The sequence below is a fragment of the Mesorhizobium tianshanense genome (assembly GCF_007830515.1).
GTDB classification, from domain to species: domain Bacteria; phylum Pseudomonadota; class Alphaproteobacteria; order Rhizobiales; family Rhizobiaceae; genus Mesorhizobium; species Mesorhizobium tianshanense.
In genome coordinates, this window is record NZ_VLKT01000042.1 from 51852 (window position 1) to 67244 (window position 15393).

Annotated in this window: 14 protein-coding genes and 2 pseudogenes; 5 read left to right on the top strand and 11 right to left on the bottom strand. The window is 63.0% G+C overall.

Translation table 11 applies throughout. The features are described 5' to 3' along the window. Positions 1-89 precede the first annotated feature (89 nt). The 3 genes from IQ26_RS27775 to IQ26_RS27785 all read left to right on the top strand — a co-directional run bounded on the left by IQ26_RS27775 (position 90) and on the right by IQ26_RS27785 (position 2671). Complete coding sequence (locus tag IQ26_RS27775) at positions 90-1133, top strand: helix-turn-helix domain-containing protein (RefSeq protein ID WP_162458093.1); 1044 nt, start codon at positions 90-92, stop codon at positions 1131-1133. Between the two features lie 95 nt (positions 1134-1228). Then, positions 1229-2044 carry a sterol desaturase family protein gene (locus tag IQ26_RS27780; RefSeq protein ID WP_145721563.1) on the top strand — a complete coding sequence of 272 codons (816 nt, stop codon included), beginning with the start codon at positions 1229-1231 and terminating at the stop codon, positions 2042-2044. A gap of 15 nt (positions 2045-2059) precedes the next feature. Beyond that, positions 2060-2671, top strand: coding sequence for a class I SAM-dependent methyltransferase (locus IQ26_RS27785; RefSeq protein ID WP_145721564.1), 612 nt, complete (start codon positions 2060-2062; stop codon positions 2669-2671). 110 nt (positions 2672-2781) lie between these two features. On the opposite strand, the gene IQ26_RS27790 is transcribed toward IQ26_RS27785, so the two are convergent. From IQ26_RS27790 to IQ26_RS27800, 3 genes are all read right to left on the bottom strand, one after another. Beyond that, positions 2782-3261 carry an SRPBCC family protein gene (locus IQ26_RS27790; RefSeq protein ID WP_145721565.1) on the bottom strand — a complete coding sequence of 160 codons (480 nt, stop codon included), beginning with the start codon at positions 3259-3261 and terminating at the stop codon, positions 2782-2784. A 2-nt stretch (positions 3262-3263) separates the two neighbouring features. Beyond that, positions 3264-3575 carry an ArsR/SmtB family transcription factor gene (locus IQ26_RS27795; RefSeq protein WP_145721566.1) on the bottom strand — a complete coding sequence of 104 codons (312 nt, stop codon included), beginning with the start codon at positions 3573-3575 and terminating at the stop codon, positions 3264-3266. A gap of 310 nt (positions 3576-3885) precedes the next feature. Beyond that, positions 3886-5748 (bottom strand): adenylate/guanylate cyclase domain-containing protein, encoded by a 1863-nt coding sequence (locus IQ26_RS27800; RefSeq protein WP_145721567.1) that lies wholly within the window; start codon positions 5746-5748, stop codon positions 3886-3888. Positions 5749-5946: 198 nt separating this feature from the next. Here IQ26_RS27800 and IQ26_RS40615 point away from each other — a divergent pair. Further along, positions 5947-6143 (top strand): annotated as a pseudogene (locus tag IQ26_RS40615) (LysR substrate-binding domain-containing protein); the annotation flags it as partial. A 190-nt stretch (positions 6144-6333) separates the two neighbouring features. Here the strand turns inward: IQ26_RS40615 and IQ26_RS27810 are convergent. From IQ26_RS27810 to IQ26_RS27825, 4 genes are all read right to left on the bottom strand, one after another. Further along, a complete protein-coding gene (locus IQ26_RS27810) occupies positions 6334-6696 on the bottom strand; it encodes a c-type cytochrome (RefSeq protein WP_240547266.1) in 363 nt (120 codons plus the stop codon). Beyond that, a complete protein-coding gene (locus IQ26_RS27815; RefSeq protein ID WP_145721568.1) occupies positions 6693-8930 on the bottom strand; it encodes a xanthine dehydrogenase family protein molybdopterin-binding subunit in 2238 nt (745 codons plus the stop codon). The genes IQ26_RS27810 and IQ26_RS27815 overlap by 4 nt, the downstream gene beginning before the upstream one ends. Before the next feature lie 10 nt (positions 8931-8940). Then, positions 8941-9387: a (2Fe-2S)-binding protein gene (locus IQ26_RS27820; RefSeq protein ID WP_145721569.1), complete on the bottom strand. Its 447-nt coding sequence runs from the start codon at positions 9385-9387 to the stop codon at positions 8941-8943. A gap of 351 nt (positions 9388-9738) precedes the next feature. Then, entirely contained in the window at positions 9739-10857 is a 1119-nt protein-coding gene (locus IQ26_RS27825; RefSeq protein WP_145721570.1) for an alpha/beta hydrolase, read from the bottom strand. Between the two features lie 254 nt (positions 10858-11111). On the opposite strand from IQ26_RS27825, the gene IQ26_RS27830 reads away from it, so the two are divergent. After that, the gene (locus tag IQ26_RS27830; protein WP_145721571.1) at positions 11112-12008 is read left to right on the top strand and encodes a LysR family transcriptional regulator; all 897 of its coding nucleotides are present in this window, start codon (positions 11112-11114) and stop codon (positions 12006-12008) included. A 39-nt stretch (positions 12009-12047) separates the two neighbouring features. Here IQ26_RS27830 and IQ26_RS27835 read toward each other — a convergent pair. The 4 genes and pseudogenes from IQ26_RS27835 to IQ26_RS27850 all read right to left on the bottom strand — a co-directional run. Continuing rightward, positions 12048-13055 (bottom strand): annotated as a pseudogene (locus IQ26_RS27835) (zinc-dependent alcohol dehydrogenase family protein). Positions 13056-13080: 25 nt separating this feature from the next. Next, positions 13081-13557: a cyclophilin-like fold protein gene (locus IQ26_RS27840; protein ID WP_145721572.1), complete on the bottom strand. Its 477-nt coding sequence runs from the start codon at positions 13555-13557 to the stop codon at positions 13081-13083. Beyond that, positions 13554-14744, bottom strand: coding sequence for an MFS transporter (locus IQ26_RS27845; RefSeq protein WP_145721573.1), 1191 nt, complete (start codon positions 14742-14744; stop codon positions 13554-13556). The genes IQ26_RS27840 and IQ26_RS27845 overlap by 4 nt, the downstream gene beginning before the upstream one ends. Before the next feature lie 348 nt (positions 14745-15092). Further along, on the bottom strand, positions 15093-15393 hold a 301-nt coding region (locus IQ26_RS27850), incomplete at its 5' end, for an IS66 family transposase (RefSeq protein ID WP_145720860.1).

Here is a 15393-nt window from a genome sequence, read left to right on the forward strand (position 1 = left end):
GGCTCGCGGACTCCTCGCACTTTCCCATTCCGACTTCGTTGCCTTGCGGCCCGAAACTGCGCTTACTAGCCGACATGACTGGGATGGCCATGGTTGACTTGGTGTTGCGGGGCGGCGCGATCGCCCTTAACCTGCTTTTGGCGTTTCAGTTTCTTCGCGCAAGGCCGATTGGCGTCGGCACGCTCAGCGGCTGCCTGCTGACGCTGGGCGTCGCCAGCTACGTGCTGCTCTCAGCGCCCGCCATGCCCGAAGCGTTGGGCGCTGCCCACATCATACCGTTGCTGCTGGCCGTCCTAAATCCGGTGTTCCTCTGGTGGTTCGCGATGGCGCTCTTTCGCGACGATTTCGTCTGGAAGCCTGTTCATGCGCTGCCCGCGGCGTTTCTTCTCGGGGCGCTGCTACTCGGTGTCTTGGGCAGCCCTAAGCTTGAGGGTGCCCGGACCGTTCTGCATCAAACGATACTCTTGACACTGCTCGCGCACGTTGTCTGGATGGCCATCCAGGACCTGCGCAACGACCTTGTCGATTCGCGGCGTCGCTTCCGCATAGCACTTGCCATCGTGCTGCCAATAGCGGGCGCTCTCGTCGCGGCAGGCGAGATTTACGCGATGTTTGCGCCACTTCCCGGGTGGACGCCACCCGCGCAGGCCGCGATGCTGTTCGCGATCTCGTTTGTCTTCACCGCATGGCTGGCACCGCTACGCGTGGACATGTTCGAGGCGCCCGCTCAGCGTGGCGTCATCGAAGCGGCTGATCTTTCCACCGCCGAGCGCGTCGAGCTCGAGCGCCTGAAGCGCGTCGTTGTGGAAGGCGTCTTGCTCGAGCCTGATCTTTCGCTTGGCCGGCTGGCTGGCCGCCTCGGCGTGCCGGAACACCGCCTGCGCAGGCTGATCAATGTCGGCCTCGGTTTTCGGAGCTTTTCCGCTTTCGTCAACGAACATCGCGTCGATGAAGCGCGGCGACGTCTTGCCGACCCGAATCGCGTGCGAGAACAGATCGTGTCGATCGCGTTTGGCGTCGGCTACGCATCGCTCGCGCCATTCAACCGGGCATTTCGCGACCGCACCGGAACGACACCGTCGCAATTTCGCAAGGATGTGCTCGGCAGGCTCGTCGATTCCGAAAATCTCTGATCGAAATCGAAATTTGGCCATCGATTTCTCCTGGCGCGGAGCAGCCGCGAGCACGCCTCGGTAGTCCCGACCATCCAACACGGGAGACCATGAACATGCTCGACACCTTGGTTGCCGCGCCGCTTGTCCGCTTCGCGGCCGACATCTATCCGCTGATCTTACAGAACGATCTTTATCGCTACCTGCTCGGCGCCGGTGGGACTTTTCTCGTGATCAACGTCCTCCTTTCGGCGCGCCTTGCCTCGCGCAAGATTCGGGATGAGACGCCGGACGCGGGGCAAATCGCCCGTGAGATTCTTGCGTCCCTGAGAACAGTCTTCATTTTCTCACTGGTCGGGCTGACGATCGCCATTCTGGCCAATCTTGGCATGCTGCCTGTCCATGAAGACCCGGCGCAGTATGGGTGGACCTATTTCGCCATCAATGTCGTCGCGCTAATCGTCGCGCACGACGCGTGGTTCTACTGGACCCACTGGATCATGCATCGCCCAAAACTCTTCCGGCGGTTCCACCTCCTGCATCATCGGTCGCACAATCCGACGCCGTGGACAGCCTACGCCTTCAACGTGAGCGAAGCCTTCGTGAATGCCGTCTTCCTTCTGCTTTTCATGGTGGTCATGCCGACCAGCGTGCTCGCGGCGTTCATCTTCACGGCCCACATGATGGCGCGCAACGCGATCGGACACTGCGGTTATGAGGTATTCCCGGCCAATCGGGACGGTCGCCCTCTATTCGACTGGATCGCTGCGGTCACGCACCACGACCTGCACCACGCGCGGCCCCGCACCAATTTCGGGCTCTATTTCACTTGGTGGGACAAGATCATGGGGACCGAAGATCCGACCTACTACGACGAGTTCCGGCGGGCAGTCACTCGCTGCGCTCTGCGCACCTCGCGCTCCGCACACTGATGAGGAGAAAGCACCATGGGCTTCTATCGGAATGTCGTGCTGCCACGCCTTGTGCATCACTCGATGACCAACCGCGAGCTTCTGCCTTACAGGCTGCGCGCACTCTCCGCCGCGGAAGGGCGCGTGCTTGAGGTCGGGATTGGCTCCGGCCTCAACCTGCCGCTCTATTCCGCAGCCGTGCGCGAGGTGATCGGACTTGATCCATCGCCGCAACTCTTGACGATGGCCCGGCATGCCGTCGGGCGTTGTGCCTGCCAGGCAAGCCTCATCGAGGGGTCTGCCGAGGCGATTCCATTGGACAGCCATTCGGTCGATACCGTCGTCACGACCTGGACGCTTTGCTCGATCCACGGCGCCGGTCAGGCATTGAGGGAAATGCGGCGCGTACTCAAGCCAGGCGGGCAACTCCTGTTCGTCGAGCACGGTCTCTCGTCGGAGGAACCGGTTCAACGCTGGCAGGATCGCCTGACGCCGATCTGGAGGTGCCTCGGCGGCGGCTGCCATCTCAACCGGCCGATCCGCACACTGATCGAGGCCGCCGGTTTCAACATCGCGCGGATCGAAACTGGCTATGCGAAGGGGCCGCGGCCGATGGTGTTCATGTATGAAGGCCGAGCCGTGCCGTAGAACCAGACCGATACAACTGCTCGAAACGCAACCGTTGTCCCAGCGATCTGCTCATGGTCCGCACCGCTATGTGCGGACCTTCTCCTTCATCGGGTACGTGACCATCAGGCTCAGCGACCAAACAGATCGGCATACCGCTGCAGGTAGAGCGGCCAGCCCTGATCGGCGGCGACACCGTCGCGCACACTTTCCCAGCCGGCGCCGTGGCGGTCCAGCTTGCGGTGCTCGATCTCGACACGGGTCCGGTTCGCCGTCTCGGCGGTGAAGCGCACTTCCCACTCGCTGGCCTTATTCGGATCGGTCTCGAGCCGCCATTGCGGGGAGATATCCCAGCTGAGCAGAACGCGGTGTGGCGGTTCATATGCCAGCACGCGGGCCCACCGGCATTCGCTGCCGTCACCGCCGCGGTCATAGATGTGGCCGCCGACCCGCGCCTCGAACACCGTCTCGGCGATCGGCACGGCGAGCAGATTGTGCTCCCTGGGTTTGAACTTGCCGAAATCCTCGGTGAAAACCTTGAAGGCACGCTCGACCGAAGCCTCGACCACGATCGAATGTCTCACGGACGTCTCTGCTGCTTGCGTATTCATCGTTACTCCTCCTGTGGTTGCTCGACGGCTGCCTTGTAGGCCGCGAGTGCTTTCATCCAGTACCGATCCAGATCCGCCCGAAGGGGTGCGAGACCGTTGGGGTCTACCCGGTAGATGCGGTGTTTGCCGGCCGGCGTATCGACCACCAGCCCGGCACCCTTCAGCACCTTCAGGTGCTGCGAGACTGCCGACCGGGTGACCGGCAGCGCGCGCGCCAACTCGGTAACCGAGCGCGGATCCTCGACTAGGAGTTCGAAGATCGCGCGCCTCATCGTATCGCCAAGGGCTGTCCAGCTATCGTTCGTGTTAGTCATGGCTAACGCGTTAGTATAGACTCACGCGTGCGGTGTCAAGCTCGCCGATGCGCGAAGCCTGGTCAAAGGGCGAGATCTGAGTTCCACGTACGCAACCGTCCGCTGCCATCCTCGATCAGGGACAGCCCAGGTCAAACGCTCATGTCAACCACGCCGGTCGTTCGCGGTGCCTTGGGGCACCCGCAGACTAAATCGCAGACTAATCAGTGGTTTTAGTCTGCGGCGTCCGGCTAAGTCGTTGAAATAATGGCGCGCCGGACGAGATGAAACTGGGCACCGCTATGTGATTGAAGTCGCTCTGTAAAAACTTTCAGCCGGTTTCAGGAGCCTTGGCCTGTGCGAGGTCCTGCAGGAACTCTTCCATCAGCGGCCTGTCACCAAACCGGCGGTAAGCGCGCTCTGCTTCCAGCGAGAATGCCGGATGCGCCTCGACCAGCTTTGCCATCGTCTGCTGGGCTGCCTCGATCTCTCCGCCCCCGCCCTGCAAAGCGGCCTGAATCAGAAGGCAGTTTGCATCGCGCGGCGCCCGGATCAGGCATTCCTCTATGACGGCGGAAGCCTCATCGCGGCGGTCAGCCGCATAGAGCGCCTGCCCGTGCACATAGGCATAGTACTCAGGCGCCATAGGATGAAGGCGGCGGGCCCGCTCTGCGTTGGCGACGGCATCATCATATTCCCCGAAGCGAACCTGCGCCTTTGCAAGCGCCATCATGCTGTCGGGATCGTTAGGGTTGAGTTCCACAGCGCGCCGTGCGGCCTGCAAGCCGCCTGAATAGTCGCCCTGCACGGCAAGCCCGAAGCTGATGACCTGATAGCCAAGGCCAAGATTGGGATCGAGACGGACCGCCTGCCGGGCTTCGCTAAGCCCAAGATGGAGCTCCGGCGCGTTTGCCCGGCCGTCACCGCTCTGCGCCACGCTGGCGATAAAGGTCAGCGCGAGGCCTGCGCGGGCGGCCGCATAGGACGGGTCCATTTCAAGGGCGCGCTGGTATAGGCCCCGCGCTTCCAGAATGTCCTGCGGGTCATTGGCGCCGTGCCGGTAGCGGTTGCGGGCCTGCAGCACGAGGTCATAGGCCTGCAGATTGTCGGTCGGGCGCTCCGCTGCTGCCGCCGCCTCGCTCCTGCCGATATAGGGCGCGATCTGCGCGACGATTTCAGTGGTCAGCTCGCTCTGGACGGTGAACACGTCGGCGACCTGCCGGTCAAAACTGCGCGACCACAGATGCGCGCCTGTCTTTACATCGATCAGCTGCGCCGACACGCGAAGCTGGTCGCCTTCACGGCGGGCGCTGCCTTCAACCACATAATCAACGCCGAGCTTCGCCCCGAGCTTGCGCACGTCCGTATCCTGCCCGTGCACGGCGTAGCTGGAATCGCGCGCGATCACCTGCAGCTCTGAATTGCGGGCGAGGGCTGTCGTCACATCCTCTGTCAGTCCGTCCGCGAAATACGATTGCTCGCCACTGCCACTCATCGCGGCAAAAGGCATGACCGCCACTGACGGCCGGGGGTCGGCGCGGCTCTGGTCCATCGACAAGACCGCCGGGATGCGGCTGACCATGGCTGCCAGGGGGAGCGGCTGGATCTGGGTGCCGATGAGGATGAGGGCTATAGCGGCCGCGCCATAAGACCAGCGGGCGGCGGTGCTGCGCAGCACCTGCCGCCATGGCGACCACGGAGAGCCCGCGCGCCTTACGCGGTAGACGTTGAGAAGTTCGGGAATGTTCTTGGCCCACCTGCGGCCGATGCGGACGAACCTGTCCGCGCTGTTGCGGTCGGCTGCCATCACTACGGCGCCGCTGACGAATATCTGCCCCGGATCGCACATGGCCTCAAGACGAGCGGCCACATTGACGCCGTCGCCGTATACGTCGCCGTCATCTTCGATGACATCGCCAAGATTGATGCCGATGCGCAGCTCGAACGGGCCCTTGTCGAAGCCTTCCTGTATGGCCAGCGCCGCATCAACCGCTTCGTTGACGCTGGGAAACATGGCGAGAAAGCCGTCTCCCGTCGTCTTGACGATGCGCCCGCCATGGCGGGCAATGGTCGGGTCAATGAGCTCATCAAAAGCAGCGCGCAGCTTCGCGTAGGTGGAAGCCTCGTTTTCAGCCATCAGCAGGCTGTAGCCGACGATATCGGCGGCCATGATTGCCGCGAGCTTGCGTTCCATCAGCATTATTCCTGAGCGGCGGGCCATGCACGGACTATTACTGCTGACACTTAAGGCGACGCACGGCCCAAGATTAGACCCATAATCCCGGATAGGCTAATCAACACAGCTCATAAATGCGTGATGATTGTGGCCTATACCGTTCGACCTTCGTCAGCCATCATCTGCTTCGTCCGGAGCCGCCGCACTGGCGGAGGGGACGCCGCATTGAACGGCCTGGGTTTTGCCTGCCTGCCCGACCACGCTCTGCGCCCCTTCCTTGCTGAAGGACGGCTTCAGCAGGTGCTGGAGGACTGGTGCCCCCCCTTTCCAGCTATCATCTCTATTATCCAAGCCGCCGCCAGAATTCCCCCGCGTTCGCTCTCCCGATCGAAGCGCTCCGCTGGCGAGGATAGCCCGGCAGGGCCAACAAACAAGTTCAGCGCTGCTTCGCGCTTCATCGCAATTTGGTCTGTGCCATTAACTAGGTTGGGATGTACATTCCAATTGGCGCGCCCGAAGAGATTCGAACTCCTACCGCCGCGCCGGACGTCTATAGCACGCGCTGGACGACGCTAGGCAAGCTTCGGACACGCTACCGGCTGCTCAGGAACTCGATGATGATGCGCCGTTCGTCTGCTTTGTTGAAGCGTTGGACCATCCGTGTGCCCCGCACCATCGCGGTCGGATTTGCAAGTAGGTCTCCAGCGTCTCGGGCGTCCAGGTGATGGCGGATGCGTTCAGCGCGGGCGAATAGTTGAATCCCTCGACGCTGCCTGCAGCGCGGCCGATCACGGCCTGCAGATGCGGGCCGACGCCGTTGCGGGTGGTCGCGATCTGGTGGCAGGCGCCGCAGCGCTGCCGGAACAGGCGCTCTCCTGAAGCGATATCCGTCTCCTGGGCAACGGACGGAACCGTTGCCCAGGCTGTCGCGACCGCCGTCAAGGCGGATAGTGCGATGTTCCTCATCCCTCTATCCCCTTCAGGTCGAGCTTCGAGAGGGGCAGGCTGCGGATACGCTGGCCTGTCAGCACGGAAGCGGCGTTGACGACCGCCGGCGGCACGCCCGGCAGCCCGGGCTCGCCGATCCCGCCCATCGGCGCTCCGCTCTCGACGATGCGAACATGCACGCGCGGCATGCGGTCGGGCGGCAGGATCGGATAGCCGTCGAAATTGCGCGCCTGAGGCATGCCGTCGACATAGACGACTTCCTCAAGCAGCGCCGAGGACAGGCCGAGGGCCACGGCCGAGTTTACCTGCGCCTCGATGATGGCCGGATTGACGATGCTACCGGGATCGATCGCTACCCAGACGTCGTGAACCACGACCCCGCCATCCCGCAGCGACACTTCGGCGATCGTGGCGACCTCGCTGCCGAAAGGCGAGGCCATGGCGACACCACGGGCGCGCCGCGTGCCGTCTTCGGCCGTGAACGGTCCGCGTTTCCATCCGCCGGACAGATCGGCGACTGCCTGCAAGAGATTGCTGTGCCTTGGGCTATCAGCCAGAAGCCGCCGCCGCAGCTCGTAGGGGTCCTGGCCGCCAGCATCGGCCATCTCGTCGAAGAACGTCTCGTAGAAGAAGTCGTTCATCGAATGGCCGACGGACCGCCAGAAGCCGATGATAGCCGGATCGTCGACATGGACCTGGCCGACGCGCCGGTTCGGAATCGCATAGACTTTCCCTGCGATGCCCTCGACGGCGGAGCTGTCGACCTTGTCCGGCTGACGGCCGAACCAGCGACCGGTCGGGCCTTCACCCACCGCAACCGCATCCAGCGCGACCGGAAGACCGGCAGCGTCCAGCCCTGCGCGGAAGCGGACCGCGCCCATCGGCCTCAGCGTGTCGCGCAGGAATTCCTCCTCGCGGCTCCAGATCAGCTTGACTGGCCGCCCAGCGGCCTTCGCGAGCAGAATCGCCTGCGGAAACGGATTGGCCGTCTGATAGAGGAAATGCCGGCCGAAGAAACCACCGAGCATCGGCGAATGGATGATGACATTGTCCGGCTCGATGCCGGCGACCTTCGCGGCATCGGCCTGGAACATCTCCGGCGCCTGGTTGGGGATCCATAGCTCCAGCGTGCCGTCCTCATTCCAGCGCGCGATCGCTGACGGCGGCTCGAGCTGTCCATGCACAAGATATGGCGCGTCATAGGTTCCCTCGATTACCCGCGCGGCGTCGGCGAACTCACCTACCGGGTTTCCGTGTTCCTCGAAAACGACGCCGTCGCCTGACGTCGATTTCAACATCTCTTTGTGGGCCTCGGAGGAGAAATCGGCCGGCATGGCATGAGGCGTTCCGGCGGCAGGCTCCGTCCAGGTCACCTGAAGGGCTTCCACGGCGCGGCGCGCGCGCCACCAGCTGTCGGCCAGGACTGCTACCGCGCCCGGCAGCCGGTGGATGGAATGTACGCCCGGCATGGCCTGGACTTCCGCCTCGTTGGCGAGCTTACCGGGCTCCCCTCCGAGACGCGGGCTGTGCTGGACGGCGGCATGCAGCACGCCGTCGATCTTGAGATCGATCGCGTACTGCGCACGCCCGGTGGACTTTTCGCGCACGTCGAGCCTTGCGACCGGCTTGCCGATCCAGCGGAAGCTGTTGGAAGGCCGCAGCACAACGTCGTTCGGGACGGGCAGTTCGGTGGCAGCGTCGGCGATTTCTCCGTAAGGGATCGCTTGACCGCTCGCGGCATGCACTACGCGGCCCGGTTCCGTGGACAGCTCCGACATCGGCACGCCGAGCCGTTCGGCCGCAGCCTGCAGCAGCATATGGCGTGCCGAGGCGCCGAGCTTGCGCATGGTCTCGTAGCTCATGCGCACCGACATGCTGCCGCCGGTGAAGCGGCCGCCTCCGGTCAAAAGATAGTCAGGACCGGGAGGTGCTCCTTCCACCACGAACTGTGAGGGATCGACATCCAACTCTTCGCCGACGATCTGCGCCATAGCGGTGAACACGCCCTGGCCTCCTTCGATGAAGGCGCTGCGGAACAGCACCGTGCTATCTGGGCGGATTTCCAAAAACGCGTTGACGCGCGTTCCGGGCGCGACGGCGGTAGCGGCCTGCGCTCTGGCACGTCCGACCGGCACCGTGACGGAAAGAACAAGCGTTGCGGCGGCGCCGAGGAAGCCGCGCCGTGAGATGTTGAGCGGTCCGTCTTCGCCGCGCGTGGACCGGCCGTCCCGAATGGGGGTCATGTCGTTCATCAATCCCTCCTCACGCCTGCGCGGCCTGCCGGACGGCAGCCGAGATCGCATTGTAGGTGCCGCAGCGGCAGAGGTTCACCATCGCGCCCGCGATGTCGTCGTCGGTTGGCTGCGGGGTTTGCTTGAGGAGCGCCGTGGCAGCCATCACCTGGCCGGACTGGCAGTAGCCGCATTGCGGAACTTGATTGGCGACCCAGGCCTCGACCACCTTCCTGCCCTCGGCATCCTGCTCGATCGCCTCGATGGTCGTGATCGCCATCCCGCCGACGCTGTCCACTGTTGTCACGCAGGAGCGCGTCGCCTGTCCGTCGATCAGCACCGTGCATGCGCCGCACTGGGCCACGCCGCACCCATATTTTGTGCCGGTCATGCCGAGTGTGTCGCGCAAAACCCAGAGCAGCGGGGTGTCCGGTTCGACATCGACTTGGTGCGTTGAGCCGTTGATGGTCAGTTCCATGGCCTTCTCCTCGTGGTTCGCAGAAAGCCAACGCGACTGGCTGTTGGCTCGTCGAACCTGAAGAGTAGGTGTCCCGGATCACCCTGATTAGGCTGCCCAATTCGCTTGCGTTAATCGATGAGAGACATAAATCTTTTGAACGGTGTGACCAGCACGATGATTTCAATAACCTTTTGGGTTCCTGGCGTAGCCGAGGAAAAGAGCTTCACGCGCGCTGCGGCGAAGCTCGGCTCGGCGGGCACAGGCCCGCCGAACCCCAATCAATCGCTGATGAAAGCCAATCAGGGGGGTAGGCTCTCCCGATTTGCGTTCCCAAGACCAGGTAGCGTCGCGACGATGATGCGGTCTGGTCTACGCCGATAGATGCTGATTGAAGAAACTGGACAGCTTATCGAAGGGAATGAGATCCACGCGGTCGTAGAGATCGACGTGGCCGGCGCCCGGAACCCAGACGAACTCCTTCGGCTCGGCCGCGCGCTTGTAGGCGTCCTCGCTGAACTCACGGGAGTGCGCCTGGTCGCCTGTGATGAACAGCATCGGCCGCGGCGAGATCGTCTCGATGTCATTGAACGGGTAGAAGTTCATGAACTTGACGTTGCTGGTTACCGTTGGCTTTGTCGTCCTTTGGTCGGATGCGCCCGCCGGGGTGAACTCACCGCGCGGCGTTCGATAGAAATCGTAGAACTCGCGCTGTATCGGATGGGTGTCTGCAGTCAGTTCGAGATCCGTTCCACCCGCGACCGCAATCTCGCCGCCTTCGAATTCAACGTAACGCTGCTCGGCCGCCGCCGCGATGATTTGTTTGCGCTGCTCGACTGACAGCGAGTGGTTGAGCGCGTTGCGGTTGGCGGCGCCCATGTCGTACATGCTGACGGTCGCGATGGCCTTCAGGCGCGGATCGATCTTGGCCGCGCTGATGATAAAACTGCCGCTGCCGCAGACACCGATCCCGCCGATCCGTTCCCGGTCCACGAACGGCCGGGTGCCGAGGAAATCGACCGCGGCGCTGAATGCCTCCGCGTAGAAGTCAGGCGAAACGGCATTGCGAGGCTGCCCTTCGCTCTCGCCCCAGAAGGGCAGGTCGATCGACATGGCAACAAAGCCCTGCTCGGCCATCTTCGTCGCGTAGAGGTTCGCGCTCTGCTCCTTGACCGCACCCATCGGATGTCCGACGACAATCGCCGGGATGGCTGCATTCTGGGCCAGGTTCCTGGGGGTGAACAGATTGCCGGTGACGTTCAGTTGATACTGGCTCCTGAAGCTCACCTTTTCCAGGTTCACCTGATCGCTGGTGTAGAAGTTGCTGGCGCCGTTCGACATATCTTGAGCCTTTGCAAAGGGGGTATTGAGGATTGACATCGCACCGAGCGCCGCAACGCTCGCGCCGGTCAGCTTCAGGAGGTTCCGCCGACCGACATCAAGGCCGGCCTGCTGCTCTACTGAGTTTTCTGTTCCAATTGGCTTGTTCATGCTTCAATCTCCTGTGACAGCGAGAAATGTCGGTGAGCCAAGCGGTCGAATTAGATCATCCGCTTCGATTGTCGTTGTGAAACCAGCACATCAAGCGGGACTGCATTCCCACGCGCCTCGTGGTTCCCTCCTGATGGCCGCAACTCATTGAACCCAAAAAGTAGCGACCTCAGATCACTACGATTAGATCGCTTAATTCGCTTGCGTTAATCGATGAGAGACATAAATCTTCCTCAATCAGTTCGGACAGTTTCATGGCGAAGGAAGACTTCAACGACCTGTTATGGTTCCTGGCCGTGGCCGAGGAAAAAAGCTTTACGCGCGCGGCGGCAAAGCTTGGCGTCACGCAGTCCACGCTCAGCCACACGATAAAGCGCCTGGAAACGGCGATGGGCATCAGGCTGCTCATGCGCACGACGCGAAGCGTGGCGACCACCGAGGCAGGCGAGCGCCTGCGGCAGTCTCTCGCGCCGCGTGTCGCGGAGATCGAGGCGGAGATCGCCGCACTGATGGAATTCCGCGACAAGCCCGCCGGCACAATCAGGCTGACCCTTTCGGATCATGCATTCGAAAGCGTCGTCTGGCCGAAGCTCAGGCCGATGCTCGCCAACTATCCCGACATCAAGCTGGAATTCAGCATCGACAATGGGCTTCGCAACATCGTCGACGACGGCTTCGACGCCGGCGTCCGGTTGGGGGAAAGCGTCGAGAAGGATATGATCGCGGTTCGGATCGGTCCTGACTGGCGGATGGTCGCCGTCGCCTCGCCCGACTATTTCGCCACGCATCCTGCGCCCCGGCATCCGCAAGAGCTGATCGGGCACAACTGCATGAACATGCGCCAGACACGGGGCGGCGGACTCTATGCCTGGGAGTTCGAGAAGGACGGTCAGGAGCTTCGCGTCCGGGTAGACGGGCAGCTCACCTTCAACACGAACTACGCCATGGTGGATGCGGCCTTGAAGGGCTATGGCATGGCCTTCGTCCCCGAGAACCTTGTGGAACGGCAGGTCGCGTCCGGCGAGCTCGTCCAGGCGCTGGACGACTGGTGCCTGAAGTTTCCAGGCTACTACATTTATTACCCAAGCCGCAGGCAGGGCCTGCCGGCGTTCAAGGTGATCGTCGATGCGCTGCGGCAAGGGGAGGCATAAACAGCAGTTGCATCACCCTCCCCGCCCTAGGCTCCGTTCTCAGACCTGAAGCAGCACCTTGATCGCACGCCGTTCGTCCATGGCGCGGTAGCCATCGGCAACTTGCGCTAGCGGTAGCTGCAAGTCGAAGACCTTGCCGGGCTTGATCTTGCCTTTGAGCACACGGTCCATGAGGTCGGGCAGGAAGCGTCGGACAGGCGCCGGCCCTCCCAGCATGCGCTTCTGGCCGAAGAAGAGCCGCTGGCCGTCGAAATTGACGCCATGCGGAACGCCGACATAGCCGATCGTGCCGCCGGGGCGCGAGCAGGCCAACGCCTGATCGAACGATTCCGCCGTGCCGACGCATTCCAGCACCGAGTCCGCGCCTACGCCATTGGTAAGATTCTTGACGCGCGCTATACCCTCCTCGCCGCGCTCGGCCACGATGTCGGTGGCACCGAACTCGCGGGCGAGTTGCTGTCGGCTCTCGTGACGCGATGATGCGCTCCGCGCCCATCTCCTTGGCTGCGAGCACACCCATCAGGCCGACAGCGCCATCGCCGACCACGACGACGGTCGAGCCTTCCCTGACTTCTGCTGCATCCGCCGCATACCAGCCGGTGCCCAGCACGTCGGACACCGCGAGCAGATCCGGCACTTGGTCGGCGGAAGGAACTTCCGCCGTGGCCACCAGCGTGCCGTCCGCCAAAGGCACACGGGCATACGGTGCCTGCGCCCCGCTCATGAACTCGCGCTGCACACAGGACGACTGGAAGCCGAACCGGCAATGCGGGCAGGTGTTGTCGGAGATGCAGAAAGAGCCGACGACGAACTGGCTGGGATGGACCGTGCGAACCTCGCTGCCGACCTCGACCACGACGCCACAATATTCGTGGCCCATATGCATCGGGCGGTCCACCGGCTGCAGCCCGCGATAGGGCCACAGATCGGACCCGCAGATGCACTGGCTGACAGCTTGATGATGGCGTCGGTCGGCTGCAGGATCTTGGGATCGGCGATTTCCTCGCACCGGATGTCGCCTGGCTTGTGAAGAATGGTTGCGAGCATGAGAGTGCGCCTTTCTTGCGTTGCGTCAGGAGATGGCTTCGATGCGCAGGGGAAACTCGCCACGAACGTGCAGCGCCTCGTAGCCGTCGTCGAAGCGGCCGAGCCTGATCAACCTGGGGTGACGGTAGTCGGCGTAGAACATGGCGAGGTTGCCCCAGGGCATGAAGTAGCACAGATCGTAGGGCTGCTCATTGTCGAATGGGCCGCTTCCCTCTTCGGTGAGCTTGCGCGGCAGGTGTGCGATCTTTTCGTTGTTGCTGAAATCCTCGATCGTCAGATCGAGCGGCAGCATGGAGAAAAAATCTCGGGCCGACGGGTTGTCGTAAAGCGTGGCGGTCATGATCCGACCGTCGAACGTCATTCTGATCCGCATGTTGGTAGGCTCCTGGCTGGTCGGGTCGCTGCCCTGCTGGCTGTAGGCGAGGCGCGGCAGGGCCGCCGTCGCGAGCGCGCCGCCAAGCAATGCTCGGCGGCTAAGAGTAGGCGGCAGCTTGATCGTCATGGCAGAGAACTCCGAGCTGCGCGCCATGCGGCGACTGCGAAGAGCGACGATCCGCAGAGTAGCGCTGCGCCGAACGCGAAAGCGCTCCACCAGCCGATCGCATCGAAGAGCATACCACCGATCGCCGCCCCGCCTGTAATCGCCAACTGGATGACGGCGACCTGCAGCCCGCCTCCTGCCTCCGCATCGTCCGGCAGGGCGCGGCTCAGCCACGTGCCCCAGCCGACCGGGGCAGCAGTTCCGAGGAAGCCCCAGGCGACGAGCAGCAGGAACACCGGAACGGGCATCGCCCCGAGCGCGATAAGCCCGAAAGCGAGAACAGCCATTACGAGCGGGATCACGACCAGGATACCGAACAGGCGCTTGGTCAGGAGCCGTCCGACGCACCATGTGCCGACAACACCTGCCAAGCCCATCACGAGCAGCACGGCCGAGAGCGAGGGGATGGCGAGACCCGTCACGCTCTCGAGGAACGGGCGCAGATAGGTGAACAGCGCGAACTGCCCCATGAAGAGCATCAGGATGGAAGCCATGCCGAACGCGACCGGGCGGCGGCCAAGCAGTGCCAGCAGATTGGCGGACGTCCTCCTGTTGCGCGGGGGGAGCGACGGCAGACTGATCCACTGCCAGACCAAGGCCAACAGGCCGAGCGGGACGACGAGAAAGAAGGCGCCGCGCCAGCCGACATATGCTCCGAGAAAACTGCCTAGAGGCGCCGCGATTGTCGCCGCGATCGCGTTGCCCGCGTTCAGCATGGCGAGCGCCCTGGGGACGAGGTCTTCCGAAACGAGGCGCATGACGATCGAGGTCGACATCGACCAGAAGCCACCGATCGCGACCCCGAGCATCGCCCGGCCGACCATGAGGAAGGCGTAGCTCGGGGCGAAGGTCACCGCGAGGCCTGACGCAATCAGGAGCACCGTGAAGCCGCTCACAACGAGCTTTCGGTCGATCCGGCGCGTGAGACTGGAGACCAGCAGACTGGTCACGACGGCAAAGGCGCCCGATATCGAGATGGCCTGTCCGGTCCGGCCTTCGGTAATCCCGAGATCGGCCGCGATCGGAGAGAGCAGACTGACCGGCATGAACTCCGACGCAATCAGCACGGCGACACACAGCGCCATCGAGAGCACCGCGCCCCATGCGGCGCGGTCATCGGCAAGCTGGGTGTCGTAGGTGGTTTCCATGGCCGGCATCCTGACGAGGCGGCAGGCGGCTCGTTCACGCCGCCGATCCACCGCTATGCCCTGCTAAATAGCGTCCCTACGCCAATCGCATTAGACGGACCAATCCACTTGGACTTATCGATCCCGCGCATAAATCAAGCTGGGGGCCGCAGCTGCCGCATCGACACCTGACGTCAGTGGAAGCCATTCCCGCTTGCGTGCGACATCGTTCGGCGGTTTATCCGTTGTGCAAAACAGTTTCAGAATTTCCGCAGACTAAATCGCAGACTAATAGGGACTTTTAGTCTGCCGCGAATGTAACCGGGGCAAAAGCGGCGGCGTTTGGGCGCGTCGATCTGCTGTTGGGGTTCAGCGCGCGGCGAGGAGAACGGGAAGCGGTAGGATCTTGCTGCCAGGGATGCCGAGGCGGTCGCCGAGATAATCCCAGAAGCTGACACCGAGCTTGTTGCAGGTCTTCATCATGCTGAGCATGGTGTCGCGGGCGGCACGGCCCTGGTTGCTGTGGGTTCCGCCGCTGATCTTGCGCCGGGTCACCACGCTGCGGATATCGTTCTCCGAGCCATTGGTGTGGAGCGGAATGTCCGGGCGTTGGAGGATCTTCAGGAAGCTTTGGCGGTCGGTCCGGATGCGCGCGAGTAGACGGTCGAGG

What these genes read in the sequence shown, in the direction of transcription:
- IQ26_RS27785 (WP_145721564.1), top strand. Translation starts at nt 2,060, where the DNA reads ATGGGCTTCTATCGGAATGTCGTGCTGCCACGCCTTGTGCATCACTCG.
- IQ26_RS27795 (WP_145721566.1), bottom strand. Translation starts at nt 3,575, where the DNA reads ATGACTAACACGAACGATAGCTGGACAGCCCTTGGCGATACGATGAGG.
- IQ26_RS27780 (WP_145721563.1), top strand. Translation starts at nt 1,229, where the DNA reads ATGCTCGACACCTTGGTTGCCGCGCCGCTTGTCCGCTTCGCGGCCGAC.
- IQ26_RS27800 (WP_145721567.1), bottom strand. Translation starts at nt 5,748, where the DNA reads ATGGAACGCAAGCTCGCGGCAATCATGGCCGCCGATATCGTCGGCTAC.
- IQ26_RS27790 (WP_145721565.1), bottom strand. Translation starts at nt 3,261, where the DNA reads ATGAATACGCAAGCAGCAGAGACGTCCGTGAGACATTCGATCGTGGTC.
- IQ26_RS27830 (WP_145721571.1), top strand. Translation starts at nt 11,112, where the DNA reads ATGGCGAAGGAAGACTTCAACGACCTGTTATGGTTCCTGGCCGTGGCC.
- IQ26_RS27810 (WP_240547266.1), bottom strand. Translation starts at nt 6,696, where the DNA reads ATGAGGAACATCGCACTATCCGCCTTGACGGCGGTCGCGACAGCCTGG.
- IQ26_RS27820 (WP_145721569.1), bottom strand. Translation starts at nt 9,387, where the DNA reads ATGGAACTGACCATCAACGGCTCAACGCACCAAGTCGATGTCGAACCG.
- IQ26_RS27775 (WP_162458093.1), top strand. Translation starts at nt 90, where the DNA reads ATGGTTGACTTGGTGTTGCGGGGCGGCGCGATCGCCCTTAACCTGCTT.
- IQ26_RS27825 (WP_145721570.1), bottom strand. Translation starts at nt 10,857, where the DNA reads ATGAACAAGCCAATTGGAACAGAAAACTCAGTAGAGCAGCAGGCCGGC.
- IQ26_RS27815 (WP_145721568.1), bottom strand. Translation starts at nt 8,930, where the DNA reads ATGAACGACATGACCCCCATTCGGGACGGCCGGTCCACGCGCGGCGAA.
- IQ26_RS27840 (WP_145721572.1), bottom strand. Translation starts at nt 13,557, where the DNA reads ATGACGATCAAGCTGCCGCCTACTCTTAGCCGCCGAGCATTGCTTGGC.
- IQ26_RS27845 (WP_145721573.1), bottom strand. Translation starts at nt 14,744, where the DNA reads ATGGAAACCACCTACGACACCCAGCTTGCCGATGACCGCGCCGCATGG.